Here is a 22,595-nt window from a genome sequence, read left to right on the forward strand (position 1 = left end):
GTCTCGCGGTGCTCGTAGTGGGGCGTCTGCTCGCGTGCCTGCGTCGCGAGATGCCGGGCGCGGGCCAAAAGGGACAGGTCGTCGGAGACGAGCATGCCACCGCCGGAGGTGGTCATGATCTTGTTGCCGTTGAAGGAGAGCGCGCCGACCCGCCCGAACGAGCCGGCGGGCCGGCCGCGGTGCGTCGCCCCGAGTGCCTCCGCGGCGTCCTCCACCACCGGTACGCCCGCCTCGGCGCAGATCGGAAGCAGCCGGGTGTAGTCGGCGCAACTGCCGAACATGTCCACCGGAACGACAGCGCCCACCCGTTCGCCCCGGCCGCGTAGCCGGTCCAGCGCCTCGGCCAGCAGCAACACGTCGATGTTCCCGGTGCCCGGGTCGCAGTCGACGAAGACCGGCCGTGCGCCGGTGTACCGGACCGCGTTCGCGGTGGCGACGAATGTCAGCGTGGGTACGACCACCGCGTCTCCGGCGCTCACGCCGACGCCGAGCAGGCCCAGGTGCAGCGCGGCGGTGCCGGAACTGACCGCCACCGCGCCCCGCGTGCCGACCCGCGACGCGATCTCCCGCTCGAACTCCTCGAGGTCGGGGCCGATGGGCGCCACCCAGCCGGAACGCAGCGCGGCGATCAGGTAGGACTCCTCCAGCGGACCGACGTCCGGCGCGGACAGGTGGACCAGGCCGCTCATGACAGCCTGCCCGGCCGCACCGTGGTACGCGCGGTGTCTCCCGCCGCCGCTCCGTCCGGCACGGTTCCGAGGAACTCCGGCGCGGTGGCCGAGCCGGCTGCCGAGATGCCCTCCCGCCGCAGCACGGTGCGGACGGTGGCGGCGAGGATCGCGAGGTCCAACCGCAGTGAGCGGTTGTCGACGTACTCCACGTCGAGGGCGAACTTGTCCTCCCAGCTCAGCTCGTTGCGGCCGCTGACCTGGGCCAGGCCGGTGACGCCGGGTCGCACCTCGTGCCGGCGCGCCTGGGCGGGGGTGTAGCGGCCCAGGTACTCCGGCAGCAGGGGGCGCGGGCCGACGAGGCTCATGTCGCCGCGGAGCACGTTCCAGAGCGTGGGCAACTCGTCGAGGCTGGTGGCGCGGAGCCGGCGACCGAACGGCGTCAGCCGGTCGGCGTCGGAGACCAGGCCACGCCGGTGGTCCGGCTCCCGCATGGTCCGGAACTTGACCACCTCGAATAGCGCGCCGTGGCGCCCGGCGCGCCGCTGGCGGAACAGCACCGGGCGGCCCAGCCGGACGGCCACCAGAACGGCGACGGTCGCCAGCACCGGTGCCGTCACCGCGAGCAGAACGACGGCCGCGAGCACGTCGAGGAACCGCGTCGACCGGTCGGACCGGCCGGTCGAGAGCGATCCGTGACGCACATCGGGAAGCGACATGCCCCCACCTCCGCACAGGTACCCGACCACCCGTCCGGGCGCGGCAGGAAGCCGCGATCGGGAACAGGTGGTACCGATCTCTCGGATCAACCGTGCGGGACCGCGCGAGGACACGGGTGCGGGAGATCGACACTTCGCCTGGTCAGGTGGCGGGCGTCAACCCGTCGGCGGCCGGCAGCCAATACCCGGCGTACACCCCGGCCGTGATCTGGTAGCTCATCGTCCCGTTCACCCAGGCGGTCGCGCCGAACGGCGCGGCCGAGCTGCGGGGGAAGGTGAACGTCTTGCTCTCGGTGACCTGCCAGCCCGGCCCGTACATGTGCGCGGTGTAGGTGCCGGGACCGAACGACAGGGTCCGCTGCGGCGTGTAGGTGTGCCGCACGACCGCGCCGAGCAGATATCGCTCGCCTGGCGTCTCAGGAATGAGGAACCCGGCCAAGGCCCCGTTCGTGATCCGGTAGTAGATGCCGCGCCCGAGGATGCGGACGCGTTGGTCGGCGTTCGCCTGGGACTGCCGGGACAGAGTCAGGGATTTCTGCTCCAGCACCGCGCCTGCGGAGGAGAACCGGTAGCCGACGTGCGCCCCACCGGAGAAGATGACGGTGCCGGACACGGCCGGCGCCGGGTAGTCCTCGCGGAACAGGTCGGCCATGGCGGCGAAGACCGGAGCGCGGGTCATCTCGTACGTCTTCAGCAGCTGTCCGATGTGCACAGGGTGGTAGCCCGCGTACGAGGAGGGACAGCCGATCGAGTAGCGGCTGGCCCACTGCGGCGCGCGAAACGTGGTCGGCACGTGCCGGCGCAGCGTGGTGGCGGCGCCGTCGAACAGGGCGGCGGCCCGCTGGTCCGAGGTGTGCCGCCAGTAGTCGTACACGCCGTAGAGCGCGAAGATGTGGCCGTTCAGCACGCGTTCGCCGGTCACTCCCGGCGTCAGCGGGTACTCCTCGAACCACAGGTGCCCGGCGTCGTCCACCCAGCTGGCCCAGGGCAGCCCGGTCTCCGGCGGAAGCAGGAGGCTGGCGAAGGTCCGGTCCGCGGCCTGACGCCACTTCTGCTCCCCGGTGACCGCCGCCAGGCGGGTGAAGAGGCTGAGCAGCTGTCCCTGCGCCATCGCGCTGAACCACGGCGCGTGGATCACCGGCATCTGGGCGCACCGGGGGAAGTCGAACTCGTAGGGGTACCACCAGGCCGAGCGCGACTCGACCCTGCGGTCGATGTTCCGCTGAGCCTGCGCCACCGCCCGGTCGAGGAAGAGCCGGTCGCGGTTGGCGAGATAGGTGCGCAGGTTGCTCAGTCCCCACTGCGCCTGGGCGACGGGATGGTCGTACGTCTGTCCGTTGTACTGGAACAGGCGGACACCGTGCTCGTCGTGCGGGTTCGGATCCACCCGCGGCGCCAGCGCGCTGTCGTTGTACGGCAGGCCGGCGTCCGGGATGAACTGTGGCCGGAACCCGTCGCGCGCATAGCCGCTCACGTCCGCCGCGCCGCGGACCGCCGGGACGCCGGCCGCTTCCGCCGGACCGGCTGTCGAGGCCACGGCGCCCATGGTCAGCGCCAGTGCCAGCAAAGTCTTTCTCATGTGGGAGAACTGGGTGCCCATAAGGTGACGGTAGGGACGAGATTCGCCAGAGCCGTGGAAAATATCGGCTTTCCGACATGCTTCTGCGCGTTGTCGCCCCGCAGTAGAGTGCGCCGGTGCTGCACCTGCGAATCATCGCGCCGGGCGACCGCTCGTCGGCCGTCGTGGACCTGCTCGGCGCCGAGCCCGGCGTGACCCACCTGGTAGTTCTCACCGGGGCCGCCCGCCGGCCCGCCGGCGACCTGATCCTCTGCGACGTGGTCCGGGAGAGCGCGGACCACGTCCTGCGCCGCCTGCAGGACCTCGACGTGGACGTACGCGGCGGGATCGCCGCCGACGACGTCGAGCTGACCCTGTCCGAGGCGGCCGACCGGGCCGCCGAGGAAGCCCCCGGCCACGGGGAGGACGCCGTGGTGTGGGACGAGATCGCCGCGAAGACCGGCGAGCAGACGGTGCTCACCGGCACGTTCCTCGCCCTGATCGTGGTGGCCACCATGATCGCCGGGATCGGCGTGCTGCTGGACCAGCCCATCCTGATCGTCGGCGCGATGGTGGTCGGCCCGGAGTTCGGTCCGCTCGCCGCGCTCTGCGTGGCGTTGCTGCGGCGTCAGCCGCGCGTGGTCGGTCACTCGGTCAAGGCGCTGACGGTCGGTTTCCTCGTCGCCATGGCGGCCACCGCGCTGAGCACCTGGGCGCTCACCGCGGCCGGCCTGGTCGACCGGGACATGCTGCTGGCGGAACGGCCGATGACCGACTTCATCTGGCGTCCGGACGCGTTGTCCTGGGTGGTGGGCCTGCTCGCCGGCGTGGCCGGCATGCTGTCGCTGACCTCGAAGAAGTCCGGCTCGCTCGTGGGTGTGCTGATCTCGGTGACCACCGTGCCGGCGGCGGCGAACGTGGCCGTCGCGTCCGCGTACGGGGTGTGGCACGAGGCCGCCGGCTCCGCCCTCCAACTGGTGATCAACCTGGCCGCGATCGTGCTCGCCGGGCTGCTCACGCTCGTGGTCCAGCTGTGCTGGTGGCGGCACGTCGCCCGGCGGGCCGCGCACGCGGTGCCCCGGCAGCGGGCAGACCGGCGTCCGGCCCCGGTCAGCGCCAGTCGTCGCCCGCGTCGAGACGACGGCTGAGCAGGGTCGCCAGCGGCACCGACTCGCCGTCCCGGCCGCCCCGGCCGACCACGAGCGGCGGCGGACTGGGCGGCGGGTCCGCCCCGAGCAGCCGCGTCCGCAGGCCCGGCGGCACGGTGAGCAGGTAGAAACGCCCGTCGGTGTCCACCGCGCGGCTGTGCGCCCGGTCCACGTACCAGCCGGTGATCCGCGTGCGGTAGCGACCGCGCCCGTCGTGCCCGGTCGCGGTCAGCCGGCCGGCGCGCAGCCCGCGCCGCAGCGCCTCGGCGGCGAACCGGGCCACCAGCTCCGCGGCCTCCGCCTGCTCGGCCTCGCGTTCGCGGGCGGCGGCCTCCGCGTGCGCCCGCACCGCGTGGCGTCGCCGCTCCCGCCACCGCTCGTCGTCCTCACCGCCCACGACCGCGAGGGTACGCGGAACCGGCCCCGCCCGGCGCACAGGCCGTCGGGCCCGGCGCGCGCACCGCCGAGGCTGCGGCGATCAAGGGGTTTGTGTCAGTCGAACGCCCTGAACAGGCCACGAACTCCTTGGTCGACAACGCGCCTGGTGAGTGGTGTTCGCGGCTCCGGCAGGCGTGACCCGTCCCTTTCCCGGCGCGCTGCCCGGTGTGATCAACTCCAGCTCGCCGAAGTGGTGGTGTCGCGGAGCCTCTGATGCCACCACCTCGGCGAGATCGTGTTGATCAAGGGTTCCATGCCGGTGCCTCGGCCCGTCCCCGCGGCCGTCGCCCTGCCGGGGCGCCTGACCGCGACACGGGCCGGCGCGTCGCTGTTCCCCGCCGGGGCTGCCGGGCTGAGGCGTTCGTGACCTCGGCCCGGCAGCGGGACGTGTCAGGCCAGGCCGGCGCGGCGCAGCGCCTCCGCCATGGCGTCGTTGAGCGGGGCGCCGCCACCGCGCCCGGGCCGCTGCTGCTGGCCACCGCGCGACGTGCCGCCCTGTCCGCCACCGCGTTGCCCGCCGCCGCCCGAGCCGCCGCGCTGGCCGCCCTGCTGGCCACCACCGCGCTGCCCGTTCTGCTGGCCGCCGATGCGTCCCTGGCCGCCGCCGCGTGGCCCGCCGCCCTGACCGCCCCGGTCCCGTCGGCCGTCGCCGCCCGCCGGGCGCCCGCCGCCGGCCGGCGCCTCGTCGTCCAGCCGCAGCGTCAGCGAGATCCGCTTGCGCGGCACGTCCACGTCGAGCACCCGGACCTTCACCACGTCGCCGGACTTCACCACGTCGCGCGGGTCCTTGACGAACGTGTGCGACATGGCCGAGACGTGCACCAGACCGTCCTGGTGCACGCCCACGTCGACGAACGCGCCGAACGCGGCCACGTTCGTGACCACGCCCTCGAGCACCATGCCCGGTGTCAGGTCGCTGATCTTCTCCACGCCCTCGACGAACGTGGCGGTGCGGAACTCGGGGCGCGGGTCGCGGCCCGGCTTCTCCAGCTCGGCCAGGATGTCGGTGACTGTGGGCAGGCCGAACGTGTCGTCGACGAAGTCGGTCGCGCGCAGGCCGCGCAGGATCGCCGACTTCCCGATCAGCGCGCGCAGGTCCTGCCCGGTGGAGGAGAGGATGCGGCGCACCACCGGGTACGCCTCGGGGTGCACGCTGGAGGAGTCCAGCGGGTCGTCGCCGCCGGGGATGCGCAGGAAGCCCGCGCACTGCTCGAACGCCTTCGGCCCGAGCCGGGGCACCTTCTTCAGCTCCGCCCGGGTGCGGAACGGCCCGTTGGCGTCGCGGTGCAGCACGATGTTCTCGGCCAGCCCGGCGCCGATGCCGGACACCCGGGTGAGCAGCGGCGCGGAGGCGGTGTTGACGTCCACGCCGACCGCGTTGACGCAGTCCTCCACGACCGCGTCGAGCGAGCGGGACAGCTTCACCTCGGACAGGTCGTGCTGGTACTGCCCGACGCCGATCGACCGCGGGTCGATCTTCACCAGCTCGGCCAGCGGGTCCTGGAGGCGGCGGGCGATCGACACCGCGCCGCGCAGCGAGACGTCCAGGCCGGGCAGCTCCTGCGAGGCGTACGCGGAGGCGGAGTAGACCGACGCGCCCGCCTCGGAGACCACCACCTTGGTCAGCTTCAGCTCGGGGTGCTGTTTGATCAGGTCGGCGGCGAGCTTGTCGGTCTCCCGGCTGGCGGTGCCGTTGCCGATCGCGACCAGTTCGACGCCGTGCGCGGCGGCGAGCGTGGCGAGCGTGTGCAGCGAGGCGTCCCACTGCCGGCGCGGCTCGTGCGGGTAGATCGTGTCGGTGGCGACCACCTTGCCGGTGGCGTCGACGACCGCCACCTTCACACCGGTGCGCAGGCCCGGGTCCAGACCCATGGTGGGACGCGCGCCGGCCGGCGCCGCCAGCAGCAGGTCACGCAGGTTGGTGGCGAAGACCCGCACGGCCTCCTCCTCGGCCGCCTGCCACAGCCGCATCCGCAGGTCCGCGCCGAGGTGGATGAGGATCCGGGTACGCCAGGCCCAGCGCACCGTGTCGGCCAGCCACTTGTCGGCGGGCCGTCCCTGGTCGCTGACGCCGAAGCGTCCCGCCACGGCGGCCTCGTACCGGCTGGGGCCCGGGTTCGCGTCGGCGTCCCCGTCGGCCTCCGGATCCATGGTCAGCTCCAGCACGCCCTCCTTCTCGCCCCGGAACATGGCGAGGATGCGGTGCGAGGGCAGCTTCGGGTACGGCTCGGCGAAGTCGAAGTAGTCGGCGAACTTCGCCCCGGCGGTTTCCTGACCCTCGCGTACCCGGGAGACCAGCCGGCCCCGCGACCACATCTGCTCGCGCAGCGTGCCGATCAGGTCGGCGTCCTCGGCGAAGCGCTCGATCAGGATGGCCCGCGCGCCGTCCAGCGCGGCGGCGGCGTCCGCGACGCCCTTGTCCGGGTCGGCGAACCCGGCGGCGACCGCCTTCGGGTCCTGCGCCGGGTCGGCGAGCAGCGTGTCCGCGAGCGGCTCCAGCCCGGCCTCGCGGGCGATCTGCGCGCGGGTGCGCCGCTTCGGCTTGTAGGGCAGGTAGATGTCCTCCAGGCGCGACTTCGAGTCGGCGGCGAGGATCTGCGCCTCCAGCGCCTCGTCGAGCTTGCCCTGGCTGCGGATCGACTCCAGCACCGCCGCGCGCCGCTCGTCCAGCTCGCGCAGGTAGCGCAGGCGCTCCTCCAGTGTGCGCAGCTGCGCGTCGTCGAGCAGGCCGGTGGCCTCCTTGCGGTAGCGGGCGATGAACGGCACTGTGGCGCCGCCGTCGAGCAGCTCGACTGCTGCCCGCACCTGACGTTCGGCGACGCCGAGTTCCTCGGCGATCCGCTGGTGCACTGACTGGGTCACGATTGTCATCCGCCTTCTCGGGTGGTTTCCGCCCTGCATTGTGCCGTTCGCCTCCGACCGGCTGTGCCCGGCCCGCCGCCCGCTGCGCTAGCGTGGCGATCATGGAGGCACCTGCGGATCCGCGGGCCCGGCGGCTCTTCGGGGGCAGCGCCCGGGCACTCGGCGACCTGGCGGCCGGCCCGTTCCGGGCCGACCGGGACCGGATCGTCGGCTCGCCGTTCTTCGCCCGGCTGAACGGCGTCACCCAGGTGATCAGTCCCGGCGGGTCGGGGCTTCTGGTGCACAACCGGCTCACCCACAGCCTGAAGGTCGCCCAGGTGGCCCGGGCGATCGCCGAGCGGCTCATGGCCGACCCGGCGTACCGGGACCTGCTGGACAAGCTCGGCGGCTGCGACCCGGAGGTGGTGGAGGCCGCCGCGCTCGCGCACGACCTCGGCCACCCGCCGTTCGGGCACCTGGGGGAGCGGGTGCTGGACCGGCTGGCCCGGCAGCGGCTCGGGCTGGCCGACGGCTTCGAGGGCAACGCCCAGTCGTACCGGATCGTCACCAGCACCGAGATCCGCGGCGCGGCGACCACCGGGCTGGACCTGACCGCGGCGGTCCGGGCCGCCATGCTGAAGTACCCGTGGACCCGCCTGGACCATCCCGACCCGCACCCCCGGCACCTCGACCCGGCGCCCCGCGGCGCGGCGGCCCCGCCGGAGGACCCGGAGAGCGGGTCGGTGAAGTTCGGCGCGTACCGCACCGAGCTGGACGACCTGCGTCAGGCGCGGGAGCCGTTCGCCGGCCGCATCCCGGACTGGCAGCAGACGCCCGAGGCGTCGGTGATGGACACCGCCGACGACATCGCGTACGCGATCCACGACGTGGAGGACTTCTACCGTGTCGGGGTGCTCCAGCAGGGCGCGGTGGCGGCCGAGCTGATGGCCTGGCAGCGCGAGTGCGGGCACCTGCGGTCGATCACCGCTCCGGCGCTGGAGGCGGCGGGCCGGCGCCCCGGCGCGGCGATCGAGCGGTTGCGCCGGCAACTGCACCGCAAGGACGGCTGGATCGCCGACGACGAGGCGTTCGCCGCCGCAGTCGAACACGTCCGCGAGGAGCTGGTGGAGGGGCTGCTGGCGCTGCCGTTCGACGGCTCGATCGAGGCGGAGCAGTACGTCGCCCGGTTCTCCGCCCGCTGGTCCACGCGCTTCGTGGACGCCATCACGGTGACCCCGGACCCGCACGTCCGCTCCGGGTACGTGCTGCTGGCCAAGGCGCAGTGGCACGAGGTGCAGGTGCTCAAGTTCGTGCACCACCGGTTCGTGCTGGCCCGCCCGGACCTGGCGCTGCACCAGCGCGGTCAGGCCCGGCTGCTGGGCACGCTGGTGGAGGCACTCTGGGAGTGGCTGCTGGACCCGGACGAGGAGTCCCGGCTGCCGCGCCGGCTGCACGACCTGGTGGAGCTGGCCGAGGCGGAGCTGCACCCGCGTACCCCGGACCGGATCGGCCGGGCCCGGGGCCGGGCGATCGTCGACTTCGTCGCGCAGCTCACCGACGGTCAGGCGGTGGCCATGCTGGACGCGCTGTCGGGCCGTTCCGGCGCGCTCTGGACCGACGCCTTCGTGCTCTGAGCGGGGTCAGAGCGCGAGGTGCGGCAGCGCCGGGTCAGGCGACCGACTGCCACCAGCCGTCCGCCGCCGGCGGCTCGTCCACCACCACCCGCTCACCGGGGCGCGGCACTGCGAGCCGCACGTCGCGCGCCTTCGCCTCGGCCCAGAGCCGGTCCACCGGCTCGGACCAGTCGTGCAGGGCCAGGTTGAACGTGCCCCAGTGCACCGGCACCAGCAGTCCGCCGCGTACGTCGAGGTGGGCGGCGACCGCCTCCTCCGGGAACATGTGGATGTGCGGCCACGCCCTGTCGTACGCGCCGATCTGCATCAGCGTCACGTCGAACGGGCCGTGCTCGGCGCCGATCGCGGCGTATCCGTCGAAGTAGCCGGAGTCGCCGGTGTAGAAGACCTTCCGGTGCGTACCGGTGATCGTCCAGGAGCTCCACAGCGTGCCGTCGCGGCGCAGTCCGCGGCCGGAGAAGTGCTGCGCGGCGGTGGCGGTGAGCGTCAGCCCGCCGGCCCGGTGGCTCTCCGACCAGTCCAGCTCGACGATGCGGTGCTCGGGTACGCCCCAGCGGGCCAGGTGGGCGCCGACGCCGAGCGGCACCACGAACGGTGCGGACTGGAGGTCGGCCAGCGTGCGGACGGTCTCCATGTCGAGGTGGTCGTAGTGGTCGTGTGAGATCAGCACCGCGTCGAGCGGGGGCAGGTCGGTGAGGCGGACCGGCGGCTCGTGGATGCGCCGCGGGCCGACCAGCCCGGACGGGGAGCACCTGTCGCTCCACACCGGGTCGAGCAGCACCCGGTGTCCCTCGATCTCGACGAGCGTGGAGGCGTGGCCGTACCAGACGACGTTCAGCTCGCGGGCCGGGTCGGCGGCCGGTGCGGCGCCGGGGCGCACCAGCGGCACCGGGCTGCCCGGCCGCCGCTTCTGCTTGCCGAAGACCAGCTCCCGGAGCAGGTTGCGGCCCGGGTCGGCGACCATCGTGGCGCTGGCGCCGGCCGGGTTGTGGAAGGTGCCGTCGCGGAAGCGCGGTGACCGGGCCGCCCGTTCCGCCCGGGCGCCGGTGAGCCGTCCGCCGAGCTGCGCCGGTACGTCCCGCGCCGCCCAGGCCAGCCCGGCGACGGCGGCCAGCCCGGCGAGCTTCCACACCCGCCCGCCGCGCGTCCGGTCCGGCTCCTGCCCCGTTGCTTCCCGCATACTCGTCCCTCCGCCGTGTCCCGCCGTACACGGTAACCACAGTCGTCCCGGTCCGCCCGCACGCCGGCCACCCACGCCACGGTCAGGGCAGCCGGCGGCGTACCGCGGACGCCACAGTCGCCGCGCGTCCGCCCACGGCCTGGACCACCTGGGACACCTCCGGCAGCCACCCGCCCCGGACCGCCTCACCGGCCGGGTTCGGCGTGAACACGATGCCCCGGTGGGCGGCGATCGGCTGCCGGGTCAGCCCGGCCCGGCGCATCAGCGGTCCGACCAGCGCGTCGTACACCCCGGGCAGGGCGGTGAAGCCGAAGCGCATGACAACGTTGAGCCGCCCCACCGACACCTCCCGGCGCGGCCGGTCGAGACAGTGCGCGATGGCCCGCGCCACCCGCTCGGGCGAGGCGATCGGCGGCGGCGGACGGCCGACCCGGCCCAGGTAGTTGGCCGCCTGCCGGTAGACGGGCGTGTCCACGCTGCCCGGGTTGACCAGGCAGATCGCGACGCCCGGCGTCTCCCGTGCCTCCTGCTGGAGCGTGCGGGCCAGCCCCTGCAGGCCCCACTTGGCGGCCACGTAGCCGCTCATGTAGGGCGCGGTGATGTGCCCGAGCACCGAGCCGGTGAGCACGAGCGTGCCGCCGCCGGCCCGGAACCGGAGCAGCGCCTCCCGGGCCACCGCCGCGGCGGCCAGCAGGTCGGTGCGGACCACCTGCTCGAACACCTCGGCCGGCGTCTCGTCGAAACGGCCGTAGGCCATCACCGCGGCGGTGTGCACCCAGGCGTCGACGCGGCCGTACTCGGCCTGCGCCGCGTCGGCCAGCGCGGCCACCGCGCCGGGCTCGGTCACGTCCATCGGTACGGCAATCGCCCGCGCGCCCGCGGCCCGGCACTCGTCGCGCACCTCGTCGAGCGTGGCGGGGGAGCGGGCCGCGAGGACCAGCCGGTCTCCGCGGCCCGCCAGCTCCAGGGCGGTCGCCCGGCCGATCCCGCTGGTCGCGCCGGTGACGACCACCGTCCGGGTCACGGCGCGAGCACGACCTTGACGCAGCCGTCCTCCTTCTTCTGGAACATCTCGTACGCCCGCGGCGCGTCGGTCAGCGGCAGCCGGTGGGTCCGCAGGTCCTCGACGCCCAGCGGGTCGTCGTCGCGCTCCAGCAGCGGGATGATCTCGTCGACCCAGCGGCGTACGTGGCACTGGCCCATGCGCAGCTGGATGCCCCTGTCGAACATCTCCATCAGCGGCATCGGGTCCTGCTCGCCGCCGTACACGCCGGAGATCGACACGGTGCCGCCGCGCCGTACCGCCTTCAGCGCGGCGTGCAGCACCACGAGCCGGTCCACGCCGGCCTTGTCGGTCATCGCCTGGGCCAGCTTGTCCGGGAGCAGTCCGGCGGCGGTCTGGGCCATCTTGCCCAGCGGCGCGCCGTGCGCCTCCATGCCGACCGCGTCGATCACCGCGTCCGGGCCGCGCCCGTCGACCAGGTCGATGAGCGTGCCGGGCACGTCGTCGAGCTGGCTGACGTCGAGCACCTCGATGCCGTGCCGGCGGGCCATCTCCAGCCGCTCGGGGACCAGGTCCAGCCCGATCACCCGGCCCGCGCCGAGGTGGCGGCCGATCCGGGCGCTGAACTGCCCGACCGGGCCGAGCCCGAACACGGCGAGCGTGCCGCCGGGCGGGACGTCCGCGTACTTCACCGCCTGCCAGGCGGTGGGCAGGATGTCGGAGAGGTAGAGCCAGCGCTCGTCCGGGCCGGTGTCCGGGATCGTGATCGGGCCGAACTGGGCCTGCGGCACGCGCAGGTACTCGGCCTGGCCGCCGGGGATCGAGCCGTACAGCGAGGTGTAGCCGAACAGGGACGCGCCCTTGCCCTGGCTCTTGACCTGCGTGGTCTCGCACTGGGCGTAGAGCTGCCGCTCGCACATCCAGCACGAGCCGCAGGAGATGTTGAAGGGGACGACCACCCGGTCGCCCTTCTTGAGTCGGGTCACCCCGGGCCCGACCTCCTCGACGATGCCCATCGGCTCGTGCCCGAGGACGTCGCCGGGCTTCAGGTACGGCCCGAGCACCTCGTACAGGTGCAGGTCGGAACCGCAGATGGCGGTCGAGGTGATCCGGACGATCGCGTCGGTCGGCTCCTCGATCCGGGGGTCCGGGACGTCCTCGACGCGAACGTCCCGCTTGCCGTGCCAGGTCAGTGCCTTCATGCCTGTATGTCCCCTCTCCGGTGCCGTCCATCGGACTGCTACCCGCGAGAGGCGGCTTGAATCGGCGGCGGCCCCCGTACGAGCGCGACCGCCGCACCCCTGGATGCGGGGTGCGGCGGTCGCGTGGGTCGTGCCGTGTCCGGTCAGGAGCCGGCGCGCTTGGCCGTCGCCTTCAGGTAGTCCCGGTTGAGCCGGCCGATGGTGTTCAGCGGGATGCCCTTCGGGCAGGCCGCCGCGCACTCGCCGATGTTCGTGCAGCCGCCGAAGCCGGCCTCGTCGTGCGCGTCCACCATGCCGATCACCCGGGTGTAGCGCTCCGGCTGGCCCTGCGGCAGCAGCGAGAGCTGGGTGATCTTCGCGGCGGTGAACAGCATGCCGGAGCCGTTCGGGCAGGCCGCCACGCAGGCGCCGCAGCCGATGCAGGCGGCCGACTCGAACGCGGCGTCGGCGTCGGCCTTCGGCACCGGCACCGAGTGCGCCTCCGGTGCGCTGCCGGTCGGCGCGGTGACGTAGCCGCCGGCGGCGATGATCTGGTCGAACGCGTTGCGGTTGACCACCAGGTCCTTGACGACCGGGAAGGCCCGGGCCCGCCACGGCTCGATGTCGATCGTGTCGCCGTCGGAGAACTGCCGCATGTGCAGCTGGCAGGCGGTGGTGCCGCGCTGCGGGCCGTGCGCCTCACCGTTGATCATGAGGCTGCACATGCCGCAGATGCCCTCGCGGCAGTCGTGGTCGAACGCGACCGGCTCCTCGCCGTCGAGGATCAGCCGCTCGTTGAGCACGTCGAGCATCTCCAGGAAGGACATGTCCGGGGACACGTCCTGCACCGGGTAGGTCACCATCCGACCCTTGTCCTCGGGGCCGTGCTGGCGCCAGATGCGCAGGGTCAGGTTCACTTGTAGCTCCGCTGCGTGGGGTGGACGTATTCGAAGGTCAGGTCTTCCTTGTGCAGCACGGGCTCACCGGTGCCGGTGTACTCCCAGGCCGCCACGTACGCGAACCGGTCGTCGTCGCGCTGCGCCTCGCCGTCGGGCGTCTGGTGCTCGGCCCGGAAGTGACCGCCGCAGGACTCCTCGCGGTGCAGCGCGTCGATGCACATCAGCTCGGCCAGCTCGAAGAAGTCGGCCACCCGGCCGGCCTTCTCCAGCGACTGGTTGAGGCCCTCGCCGTCGCCCGGCACGCGCACCCGCTGCCAGAACTGCTCGCGCAGCGCGCGGATCTCGTCGATCGCCTTGCGCAGCCCGGCCTCGGAGCGCTCCATGCCGCAGTGCTCCCACATGATCTGGCCCAGCTCACGGTGGAACGAGTCCACGGTGCGGTCGCCGTTGATCGCGAGCAGCCGCTTGATCCGGTCCTCGACGTCGGTACGCGCCGCGACCGCCTCGGGGTGGCTCGCGTCGACCTTGTCCAGCGGGCCGGAGGAGGCCAGGTAGTTGGCGAGCGTGTTCGGCAGCACGAAGTAGCCGTCCGCGAGGCCCTGCATCAGCGCCGAGGCGCCGAGCCGGTTCGCGCCGTGGTCGGAGAAGTTGGCCTCACCGATCACGAACAGGCCGGGGATGCTCGACTGCAGGTCGTAGTCGACCCAGAGGCCACCCATCGTGTAGTGCACGGCGGGGTAGATCCGCATCGGGACCTCGTACGGGTCCTCGCCGGTGATCCGCTCGTACATCTCGAAGAGGTTGCCGTACTTGGCCTCGATGGCCTTGCGGCCGAGCCGGTTGATCGCGTCGGCGAAGTCGAGGTAGACGCCGAGGCCGGTCGGGCCGACGCCGCGTCCCTCGTCACAGACGTTCTTCGCGGCGCGGGAGGCGATGTCGCGGGGGACCAGGTTGCCGAAGGACGGGTAGATCCGCTCCAGGTAGTAGTCCCGCTCGTCCTCGGGGATCTCCCGGGGGCTGCGCTGGTCGCCCTTGGCCTTGGGCACCCACACCCGGCCGTCGTTGCGCAGCGACTCGCTCATCAGGGTCAGCTTCGACTGGTGGTCGCCGGAGACCGGGATGCAGGTCGGGTGGATCTGCGTGTAGCAGGGGTTGGCGAAGTACGCGCCCTTGCGGTGCGCCCGCCAGGAGGCGGTGACGTTGCAGCCCTTGGCGTTCGTGGAGAGGTAGAAGACGTTGCCGTAGCCGCCGGTGGCGAGCACCACCGCGTCGGCCATCTCGGTGCTGATCTCGCCGGTGACCATGTCGCGGACCACGATGCCGCGCGCCCGGCCGTCGACGATCACCAGTTCGAGCATCTCGTGGCGGGCGTTCATCTCCACGTTGCCCAGGCCGATCTGCCGCTCCAGCGCCTGGTACGCGCCGAGCAGCAGCTGCTGGCCCGTCTGGCCCCGGGCGTAGAAGGTGCGCTGCACCTGCGCGCCGCCGAAGGAGCGGGTGTCCAGCAGGCCGCCGTACTCGCGGGCGAACGGCACGCCCTGGGCCACGCACTGGTCGATGATGTTGACCGACACCTCGGCCAGCCGGTGCACGTTCGACTCGCGGGAGCGGAAGTCGCCGCCCTTGACCGTGTCGTAGAAGAGGCGGTGCACCGAGTCGCCGTCGTTGCGGTAGTTCTTGGCGGCGTTGATGCCGCCCTGCGCGGCGATCGAGTGGGCCCGGCGCGGGCTGTCCTGGTAGCAGTAGGACCGCACCTGGTAGCCCTGCTCGGCCAGCGTGGCGGCGGCGGAACCGCCGGCCAGGCCGGTGCCGACCACGATCACCGTCATCTTGCGGCGGTTGGCCGGGTTGACCAGCTTCATCTCGAAGCGGTGGCGCTCCCACCGCGTCTCGATCGGGCCGTCCGGGGCCCGGGTGTCGGCGATCGGGTCGCCTTCGCGGTACAGATCCATGTCAGGACACCAATCCGGTGATCACGGCGAACGGGACCAGCAGGTAGCCGCCGACGAGGGCGACGGCGAAGACGAGCGCGGCGATCCTGACCCGGCGCTCGCCCTTCGGGGTCTGCTGGCCGAGGCTGCGGAACGCGCTGAACGCGCCGTGGCGCAGGTGGAAGCCGAGGGTCACCAGCGCGAGGGTGTAGAAGAGCGTGACGTACCACCGCTCCGGCGCGAAGTCGGCGACGACGTTGCCGTACGGGTTGGCCGGGTCGCCCTGCGGGTTCAGGTGACCCGTGGTCAGGTCGAGGATGTGGTAGATCACGAAGAGCAGGATGATCACACCACCCCAGCGCATCGTGCGGGCCGCGTAGTTCACGTGGATCTTGCGGCGGTGCGCGTACCGCACCGGGCGGGCGGCCCGGGACCGCATCGCGAGCAGCGTGGCCGCGCCGATGTGCCCCAGCACGGCGACGGTGAGCACGGTGCGCTGGATCCACAGGAACCACGTCGTCGGCAGCAGTGGCGTGCCGATGTCGCGCAGCCAGTGCGCGTAGTGGTCGAACGAGGTCTCGCCCGTGAAGATCTTCAGGTTGCCGAGCATGTGCGCGATCAGGAACAGCACCAGAATGATGCCCGTCACCGCCATGACGGCCTTGAGGCCGACATTGGAGCGGATGGGCGACCGAGTTTTCGTGATTACCACGCGAACGACGCTAGGAGCACTTCGATCAGGCGTCCAATGCATCGAAATCGCAGCGTTGATAGCCGTAGGCTATGTAGATGCAGCTCCATCAGCTTCGGTACTTCGTGGCGGTCGCCGAAGTACGACATTTCACCCAGGCGGCCGATCTTGTCGGCATAACCCAGCCCTCGTTGAGTAAGCAAATTCACGCGCTGGAGGCCGACCTGGGGGCCCCGCTGTTCGAACGGGTAAGGGGCAACATCACCCTCACCGCGGCCGGCGAGGTGCTGCTGCCGCTGGCCAAGCGGATCCTCGCCGACGTGGAGACCGCCACCCGCGAGGTGCAGGAACTGGTGGGGCTGCGCCGGGGCCGGGTCCGGCTCGGCGCCACGCCCAGCCTGGCCACCTCGCTCGCCCCGCCGGTGCTGCGCCGGTTCCGCGACGCGCACCCCACGATCGACCTGCGCGTGGAGGAGGGCGGCTCGCAGGATCTCGTCCGGGACCTGCTCCGCGGCGACCTCGACCTCGCCCTGATCATCATGCCGTCGGCCGGCACCGACCCGGGGCTGCGCGCCGACCCGATCCTGCGCGAGAGCCTGGTGGTCGCCTCGGTCGACCCGCTGCCGGGCGCCTCGGAAGCCGGGGAGCTGCGCATCACCGACCTGCGCGACCAGCCGCTGGTCATGTTCCGCGAGGGCTACGACCTGCGCGACGCCACGCTCCAGGCGTGCCGGGCGGCCGGGTTCGAGCCGACCCTGTCCGTCGACGGCGGAGAGATGGACGCCGTGCTCAGCTTCGTCGAGGCCGGGCTCGGCGTCGCGCTGGTGCCCGGCATCGTGGTGGCCCGCCGCGCCGGCATCCGGGTCACCCGGCTCGTACCGCCCGGGGTCCGCCGGACCATCGCGGTGGCCCGCCGCCGCGACGTGGTCCCCACCCACGCCGGGCGCGAGCTGCGCCGCATCCTCCTGGAGTACGTCCACGACGCCACCGCCGCCGACCAGCTCCCCGCCGGTGTCGAGCCGCTTGCCGCCATTTGACGGATCTCCGACATGTCGCGACGAATGTCCTTGCTCGTCCCGGCCGACCGGAACAGCATGGGAAGGCTGATGCCCAGCATGTGAAGACACGGGAGGTTCGCATGCGCCATCAAGACCCGTCCGGGGCCGCCGGCCCGACACCTGCACTGAGCCGGCGTGCCGTCGTCGCCGGCTCCCTGGCCGCCGCCTCGGTCCCGCTGCTCGGCGGTGGCCCCGCCTGGGCCGCGGCGTCCCCGGCGACCTCGCTCCTGGCGCCGGCGGACCCGGTCATCGACCCGGCCCTGGAGATCGGCCCGCCGGGGCCGGTCGAGCCACTGCCGAATCTGTCCGCGATCCCGGCCCGGGACATGCCCCGGCTGGCCCCGCGCGCGGCCTCCACCCCGGGCGCCGGACGCGTCGGCGGACCGACCCGCCGGTACGCCGGCGCGGCGTCGGTGCCGTTCCAGTTCCGGTACGACGACTTCGAGATCCGGGAACTGCCGATCGGCATCGAGCCCTACCACATGACCTCGCCGGTCCCGCTCGTCGATCCCGGTGTGCACGACTCCACCGGGGTGCGCATGGTGCGCCTCGGCGGCCGGCTCTACGACCACCCGGTCGCGCAGGCGCAGTACGGCCTGCACCTGATGGAGGCCCACCGGATCACCGGGAACCTGACATACCTGGACCGGGCGAAGCGGCAGGCGCAGCGCCTGATCGACCGCCGCACGCTGCGCTCCGGCGCGTGGTTCTATCCGTACCCGTTCGACCACCGGCTGCACGGCGGCCCCGACCTCTACCCGGCGCCCTGGTACTCGATGATGGCCCAGGGGCAGGCGCTGAGCCTGTTCACCCGGCTCTACCAGCGCACCGGCGAGACGAAGTGGAAGGGCGCCGCGGACGCCACCTTCGCCTCGTACCTGCTGCCCGCGGCGGCCGGCCAGCCGTGGGGCGTGTACGTGGTGGACGGTCTGCTGTGGCTGGAGGAGTACCCGCACCCGAAGGCGGTCCGCGGCGACCGCACCTACAACGGGCACATGTTCTCCGCGTACGGCCTGTACGACTACTGGGTGCTCACCCGCAACGCCGACGCCAAGCTGATGCTGCAGGGCGCGATCACCACCTACCGGGACGTGTGGGAGAAGACCCGGGTGCGGCACTGGCGCAGCCGCTACTGCCTGACCCACGGCATCGACGCCGGCCAGTACCACTCCACCCACATGTTCCAGTTCGTCCAGCAGTACGCCATCACCGGTGACACGTACCTGGCCCAGCTCGCCGACCTCTGGTACACCGACTACCCGCCCTACGGCGTGAAGGGCAACATCCGGTTCTCCTCCGGCACGCACACCGCGTACAAGTTCAACAGCGCCGGCACGGTGACCGCGCGGACGAAGATGACGCTGGCCCGCGCCAGCGCCGCGCCCTCCGGCGACCGCGTGAAGATCATGCGGCAGACCGGGATCTGGTACGCGATCACCGCCGGCACCCTGGCCGGCTACTACGTGCAGGAGTACTCGCCCTACCGGTACCAGGTCGGCATCTGCGCCGGGTTCGGCTACAAGCTGCACCGGCCCGGCACGATAGCCGTCGACGCGCCACCGGCGTACTCGATCGACGCCGCCGGGCTGATGAAGTCGGTGCCCACCACCTACCGGGTCGGTGACGCGGTGGCCATCGACGGCCGCTCGGTGCTCAACGGCCGCGAGCACGTCCGCCTCGTGGAGGGGCCGTACGCCGGTCGCTGGCTCGGCTTCGGCGCGGTGATCCGCCGCTGACCGGACCGCCGCGCCGGCGTCGGCCGGCGCGGCGGCTCAGCGGCCCTCGGCGTCGTCCATGGCCCGGTAGATGCGCTGCTCGGAGACCGGGTAGGGGGTTCCCAGGGCCTGGGCGAACACGTTCACCCGCAGCTCCTCGATCATCCAGCGGATCTGGCGGGCCGCCGGGGTCGCGCGTCGCGGCGGGGGCAGCGCGGCGAGCATGTCCTGGTACTCCTTCTGCACCACCGCGATCCGGTCCTGCTGCTGTTTGTCGCGCTGCGGGTTGCCGGGCAGCCGGTCCAGCCGCCGCTCGATCGCGGTCAGGTAGCGCAGCAGGTCGGGCAGGCGCGCGTAGCCGGTCTCGGTGATGAAGCCCTTGTGCACCAGGCCGGTGAGCTGGGCACGGATGTCGGCCAGCGCGGCCACCACCGCCAAGTTGCGGGTCGCGCCGAGTCGTTGCTCCACCGTGTACGCGGCGGCCAGCACCCGGCGGACCCGGTCCATCACCTCGACCACGGTGTCCACCAGGTCGGCCCGTACCTTGTCGCGCAGCGCGGCGAAGCCCTCGGCGTCCCAGGCCGGGCCGCCCGCGTCGCCGATCAGCTTGTCGATCGCCGCCCCGGCCGCGTCCTCGATCAGCTCCGGCACGCTGCCGTGCGGGTTGCGGGACAGCGCCAGCTTCGCCTCGTTGCTCAGCCGCCCCTGAAGGAACTTCGCCGGCGACGGCAGCGTCAGCCGCAGCAGCCGCCGGGTGCCCGCCCAGTGCGCGGCCTCCTGCTCGGCGGCCGAGTCGAACACCTTCACCCCGACGGTGGCGCCCTCGTCCACCAGCGCCGGGTACGCGGTCACCGCGAAGCCGGCGCGGACCTGCTCGATGGTGCGCGGCAGCGCGCCGATCGACCACTCGGTCAGCCCGGAACGGGCCACGTCCGGCGCGGCGGCGGCCACGACCTGCCGTACCTCCTGGCGCAGCTCGCGTTGCAGCGCCGGCAGGTCCTTGCCCTCGGCGACCGGTTTGTCGTCCTCGCCGAGCACCCGGAACGTGACCCGCAGGTGCGGCGGCAGCTTCCCCGAGTCCCAGGCGTCCGGCGGCACTGTCACGCCGGTCATCCGGCGGAGCTGCCGGGTCAGCGCGGCCAGCAGCGGCTCCTCGCCCGGCGTGATCGCGGCCAGCGCGGCGCGCGCGTAGTCGGGCACCGGCACGAAGTTGCGCCGCACCGGCTTGGGCAGCGACCGGATCAGCGCGATCACCAGCTCCTCGCGCAGCCCGGGCACCTGCCAGTCGAAGCTCTCCGCCGGCACCTGGTTGAGCAGCGGCAGCGGGATGTCCACAGTGACGCCGTCGGTCGGCGCGGTCGGGTCGAACGTGTACGTCAGCGGCAGCGTCACGCCGTCGGCCCGCCACTCGTCCGGGAAGTCCTCCTCGTCCACCCCGCCCCGGCCGTCGTTGACGAGCAGCTCGCGGGTGAACGTGAGCAGGTCCGGCCGCTCCCGGCGGGTCTTCTTCCACCACGAGTCGAAGTGCCGGCCGGAGACCACGTCGGCGGGGATGCGCTGGTCGTAGAAGGCGAAGATGGTCTCGTCGTCGACCAGGATGTCGCGGCGCCGGGCCCGGTTCTCCAGCTCCTCGATCTCGGTCAGCAGCTTCTGGTTGTCCCGCCAGAAGTGGTGGTGGGTCTGCCAGTCGCCCTCCACCAGGGCGTGCCTGATGAACAGCTCCCGGCTGAGCACCGGGTCGATCCGCCCGAAGTTCACCTTGCGCGAGGTGACGAGCGGGATGCCGTACAGCGTGACCTTCTCGTAGGCCATCACCGCGGCCTGCTTCTTCTCCCAGTGCGGCTCGCTGTAGCTGCGCTTGACCAGGTGCTGGGCCAGCGGCTCGACCCACTCGGGCTCGACCCGCCCGGCCACCCGGCCCCACAGCCGGGACGTCTCCACCAGCTCGGCGGCCATCACCCAGCGCGGCGGCTTCTTGAACAGCGCCGACCCGGGGAAGATCCCGAACTTGGCGCCCCGTGCGCCCAGGTATTCGTGCTTCTGCGCGTCCTTGAGGCCGAGGTGCGACAGCAGGCCGGGCAGCAGCGACTGGTGCACCTTCGGGGTGTCGATCTCCTCCGGCAGGTCGGCGCCGGCGCCGCGCCGGCCCTCACCCTTGTCCGAGGTTCGCAGCACCTGGCGCAACTGGCTGACGATGTCCTGCCACTCCCGTACCCGAAGGTAGTTGAGGTATTCGGCCTTGCACATCCGGCGGAACGCGCTGGAGGACAGCTCCCGCTGCTTCTCCCGCAGGTAGCGCCACAGGTTCAGGTACGCGACGAAGTCGGATTCCTTGTCGGCGAACCGGGCGTGCGTCTGGTCGGCCTGGGCCTGCTTGTCGGCCGGGCGTTCGCGCGGGTCCTGGATGGACAGCGCGGCGGCGATCACCACCACCTCGGTGGCGCAGCCGTTGCGTTCGCCCTCCAGGACCATCCGGGCCAGCCGGGGGTCGACCGGCAGCTGTGCCAGCCGCCGGCCCAGCGCGGTGAGCCGTTTCGCCGGGTCGGTCTCGGCCGGGTCGAGCGCGCCCAGCTCGTGCAGCAGGTTCACGCCGTCGGTGATGTTGCGCCGGTCCGGCGGGTCGATGAACGGGAACGCGGCGACGTCGCCGAGCCCGATCGCCGTCATCTGCAGGATGACCGAGGCCAGGTTGGTGCGCAGGATCTCCGGGTCGGTGAACTCGGGGCGGGAGTCGAAGTCCTGCTCGTCGTAGAGGCGGATGCAGATGCCGTCCGAGGTACGCCCGCAGCGGCCCTTGCGCTGGTTGGCGCTGGCCTGCGAGACCGGCTCGATCGGCAGCCGCTGCACCTTCAGCCGGCTGGAGTAGCGGGAGATCCGGGCGGTGCCCGGGTCCACCACGTACTTGATGCCCGGCACGGTCAGCGAGGTCTCCGCGACGTTGGTGGCCAGCACCACCCGGCGGTTGGAGTGCGCGGCGAAGACCCGGTGCTGCTCGGCGGTGGACAGCCGGGCGTACAGCGGCAGGATCTCGGTGCCGAGCAGCGACCGCTTCTTCTGGACCAGCTTGCCCAGCGCGTCGGCGGTGTCGCGGATCTCCCGCTCGCCGCTGAGGAACACCAGGATGTCGCCCGGCCCCTCGGCGGCCAGTTCCTCGACCGCGTCGCCGATGGCCTGGATCTGGTCCCGGACGTTCTCCTCGTCGGCCTCGTCCTCCTCCTCGGCCTCGGTCACCTCGACCAGCGGTCGGTAGCGGACCTCCACCGGATAGGTGCGTCCGGACACCTCGACCACCGGCGCCGGGTTGCCCTCGGCGTCGGCGAAGTGCTTCGCGAACCGGTCGGTCTCGATGGTCGCCGAGGTGATGACCACCTTGAGGTCGGGCCGGCGGGGCAGGAGCTGCCTGAGGTAACCGAGGATGAAGTCGATGTTGAGGCTGCGCTCGTGTGCCTCGTCGATGATCAGCGTGTCGTACTGCCGCAGCATCCGGTCGGTCTGCAACTCGGCCAGCAGGATGCCGTCGGTCATCAGCTTGACCAGGCTGTTCTCGCCCACCTGGTCGGTGAAGCGCACCTTGTAGCCGACCACGTCGCCCAGCTCGGTGCCGAGCTCGTCGGCGATCCGGTCGGCGACCGTACGGGCCGCCAGCCGCCGGGGCTGGGTGTGCCCGATCAGGCCGGTGATCCCGCGCCCCAGCTCCAGGCAGATCTTTGGGAGCTGGGTGGTCTTCCCGGAGCCGGTCTCACCGGCCACGATCACCACTTGATGGTCGCGGATCGCGGCGGCGATGTCGTCCTTGCGCTCACTCACCGGCAACTGCGCCGGGTAGGTGATCGCCGGCACGGCCGCGCGGCGCGACTCCAGCCGGGCCTCCGCCCGGGTCACCTCGGCCCCGATCTCGGCCAGCGCCGCGTCCCGCCGCTGCGGGTCACGC

General features: G+C 72.5%; 16 protein-coding genes. 4 read left to right on the top strand and 12 right to left on the bottom strand.

The features are described from left to right. The 3 genes from KBX39_RS02495 to KBX39_RS02505 all read right to left on the bottom strand — a co-directional run. On the bottom strand, positions 1–689 hold a 689-nt coding region (locus KBX39_RS02495), incomplete at its 3' end, for an aminotransferase class I/II-fold pyridoxal phosphate-dependent enzyme (RefSeq protein WP_210869002.1). Beyond that, positions 686–1,387, bottom strand: a complete 702-nt coding sequence (locus tag KBX39_RS02500) for a sugar transferase (protein ID WP_210869004.1) — start codon at positions 1,385–1,387, stop codon at positions 686–688. The genes KBX39_RS02500 and KBX39_RS02495, both read right to left, overlap by 4 nt. A 142-nt stretch (positions 1,388–1,529) precedes the next feature. Beyond that, entirely contained in the window at positions 1,530–2,966 is a 1,437-nt protein-coding gene (locus KBX39_RS02505; RefSeq protein WP_197494925.1) for a D-glucuronyl C5-epimerase family protein, read from the bottom strand. Positions 2,967–3,082: 116 nt separating this feature from the next. Between KBX39_RS02505 and KBX39_RS02510 the strand changes: the two genes are divergently transcribed. Next, positions 3,083–4,093: a DUF389 domain-containing protein gene (locus tag KBX39_RS02510; protein ID WP_043325087.1), complete on the top strand. Its 1,011-nt coding sequence runs from the start codon at positions 3,083–3,085 to the stop codon at positions 4,091–4,093. Here KBX39_RS02510 and KBX39_RS02515 read toward each other — a convergent pair. Together KBX39_RS02515 and KBX39_RS02520 are read right to left on the bottom strand one after the other, a co-directional pair. Then, positions 4,056–4,490: a hypothetical protein gene (locus tag KBX39_RS02515; protein WP_104113633.1), complete on the bottom strand. Its 435-nt coding sequence runs from the start codon at positions 4,488–4,490 to the stop codon at positions 4,056–4,058. The genes KBX39_RS02510 and KBX39_RS02515 overlap by 38 nt on opposite strands. A gap of 431 nt (positions 4,491–4,921) precedes the next feature. Then, positions 4,922–7,393, bottom strand: a complete 2,472-nt coding sequence (locus tag KBX39_RS02520; RefSeq protein WP_210869006.1) for a Tex family protein — start codon at positions 7,391–7,393, stop codon at positions 4,922–4,924. Positions 7,394–7,494: 101 nt separating this feature from the next. On the opposite strand from KBX39_RS02520, the gene KBX39_RS02525 reads away from it, so the two are divergent. Further along, positions 7,495–9,006: a deoxyguanosinetriphosphate triphosphohydrolase family protein gene (locus KBX39_RS02525; protein ID WP_210869008.1), complete on the top strand. Its 1,512-nt coding sequence runs from the start codon at positions 7,495–7,497 to the stop codon at positions 9,004–9,006. A gap of 34 nt (positions 9,007–9,040) precedes the next feature. On the opposite strand, the gene KBX39_RS02530 is transcribed toward KBX39_RS02525, so the two are convergent. The 6 genes from KBX39_RS02530 to KBX39_RS02555 form a co-directional block, all read right to left on the bottom strand. Beyond that, positions 9,041–10,186: an MBL fold metallo-hydrolase gene (locus KBX39_RS02530; protein WP_210869010.1), complete on the bottom strand. Its 1,146-nt coding sequence runs from the start codon at positions 10,184–10,186 to the stop codon at positions 9,041–9,043. A gap of 82 nt (positions 10,187–10,268) precedes the next feature. Further along, positions 10,269–11,210, bottom strand: a complete 942-nt coding sequence (locus KBX39_RS02535; protein WP_210869012.1) for an SDR family NAD(P)-dependent oxidoreductase — start codon at positions 11,208–11,210, stop codon at positions 10,269–10,271. Beyond that, positions 11,207–12,391, bottom strand: coding sequence for a zinc-dependent alcohol dehydrogenase (locus KBX39_RS02540; RefSeq protein ID WP_043325082.1), 1,185 nt, complete (start codon positions 12,389–12,391; stop codon positions 11,207–11,209). The genes KBX39_RS02535 and KBX39_RS02540 overlap by 4 nt, the downstream gene beginning before the upstream one ends. A 143-nt stretch (positions 12,392–12,534) precedes the next feature. Next, the gene (locus KBX39_RS02545; protein WP_030499798.1) at positions 12,535–13,287 is read right to left on the bottom strand and encodes a succinate dehydrogenase/fumarate reductase iron-sulfur subunit; all 753 of its coding nucleotides are present in this window, start codon (positions 13,285–13,287) and stop codon (positions 12,535–12,537) included. Further along, a complete protein-coding gene (locus KBX39_RS02550; protein WP_043325081.1) occupies positions 13,284–15,221 on the bottom strand; it encodes a fumarate reductase/succinate dehydrogenase flavoprotein subunit in 1,938 nt (645 codons plus the stop codon). The genes KBX39_RS02545 and KBX39_RS02550 overlap by 4 nt, the downstream gene beginning before the upstream one ends. A gap of 1 nt (position 15,222) precedes the next feature. Continuing rightward, positions 15,223–15,954: a succinate dehydrogenase cytochrome b subunit gene (locus KBX39_RS02555; protein ID WP_210869014.1), complete on the bottom strand. Its 732-nt coding sequence runs from the start codon at positions 15,952–15,954 to the stop codon at positions 15,223–15,225. Positions 15,955–15,989: 35 nt separating this feature from the next. On the opposite strand from KBX39_RS02555, the gene KBX39_RS02560 reads away from it, so the two are divergent. Both KBX39_RS02560 and KBX39_RS02565 read left to right on the top strand, forming a co-directional pair. After that, on the top strand, positions 15,990–16,928 hold the full coding sequence (locus KBX39_RS02560; RefSeq protein ID WP_043325079.1) for a LysR family transcriptional regulator: 939 nt from the start codon (positions 15,990–15,992) through the stop codon (positions 16,926–16,928). Between the two features lie 101 nt (positions 16,929–17,029). Beyond that, entirely contained in the window at positions 17,030–18,685 is a 1,656-nt protein-coding gene (locus KBX39_RS02565; protein WP_051611076.1) for a D-glucuronyl C5-epimerase family protein, read from the top strand. 36 nt (positions 18,686–18,721) lie between these two features. On the opposite strand, the gene hrpA is transcribed toward KBX39_RS02565, so the two are convergent. Further along, positions 18,722–22,595: ATP-dependent RNA helicase HrpA (gene hrpA / locus KBX39_RS02570; RefSeq protein ID WP_210869016.1), on the bottom strand; the 3,874-nt coding region annotated here is incomplete at its 5' end.

Origin of the sequence: Micromonospora sp. D75, from assembly GCF_018070405.1 — a bacterium.
Taxonomy (GTDB): Bacteria; Actinomycetota; Actinomycetes; order Mycobacteriales; family Micromonosporaceae; genus Micromonospora; species Micromonospora chalcea.

Coding starts and splice junctions, on each gene's coding strand:
- KBX39_RS02500 (WP_210869004.1), bottom strand. CDS start 1,387: ATGTCGCTTCCCGATGTGCGTCACGGATCGCTCTCGACCGGCCGGTCC.
- KBX39_RS02505 (WP_197494925.1), bottom strand. CDS start 2,966: ATGAGAAAGACTTTGCTGGCACTGGCGCTGACCATGGGCGCCGTGGCC.
- KBX39_RS02525 (WP_210869008.1), top strand. CDS start 7,495: ATGGAGGCACCTGCGGATCCGCGGGCCCGGCGGCTCTTCGGGGGCAGC.
- KBX39_RS02530 (WP_210869010.1), bottom strand. CDS start 10,186: ATGCGGGAAGCAACGGGGCAGGAGCCGGACCGGACGCGCGGCGGGCGG.
- KBX39_RS02540 (WP_043325082.1), bottom strand. CDS start 12,391: ATGAAGGCACTGACCTGGCACGGCAAGCGGGACGTTCGCGTCGAGGAC.
- KBX39_RS02550 (WP_043325081.1), bottom strand. CDS start 15,221: ATGGATCTGTACCGCGAAGGCGACCCGATCGCCGACACCCGGGCCCCG.
- KBX39_RS02555 (WP_210869014.1), bottom strand. CDS start 15,954: ATGCATTGGACGCCTGATCGAAGTGCTCCTAGCGTCGTTCGCGTGGTA.
- KBX39_RS02560 (WP_043325079.1), top strand. CDS start 15,990: ATGCAGCTCCATCAGCTTCGGTACTTCGTGGCGGTCGCCGAAGTACGA.
- KBX39_RS02565 (WP_051611076.1), top strand. CDS start 17,030: ATGCGCCATCAAGACCCGTCCGGGGCCGCCGGCCCGACACCTGCACTG.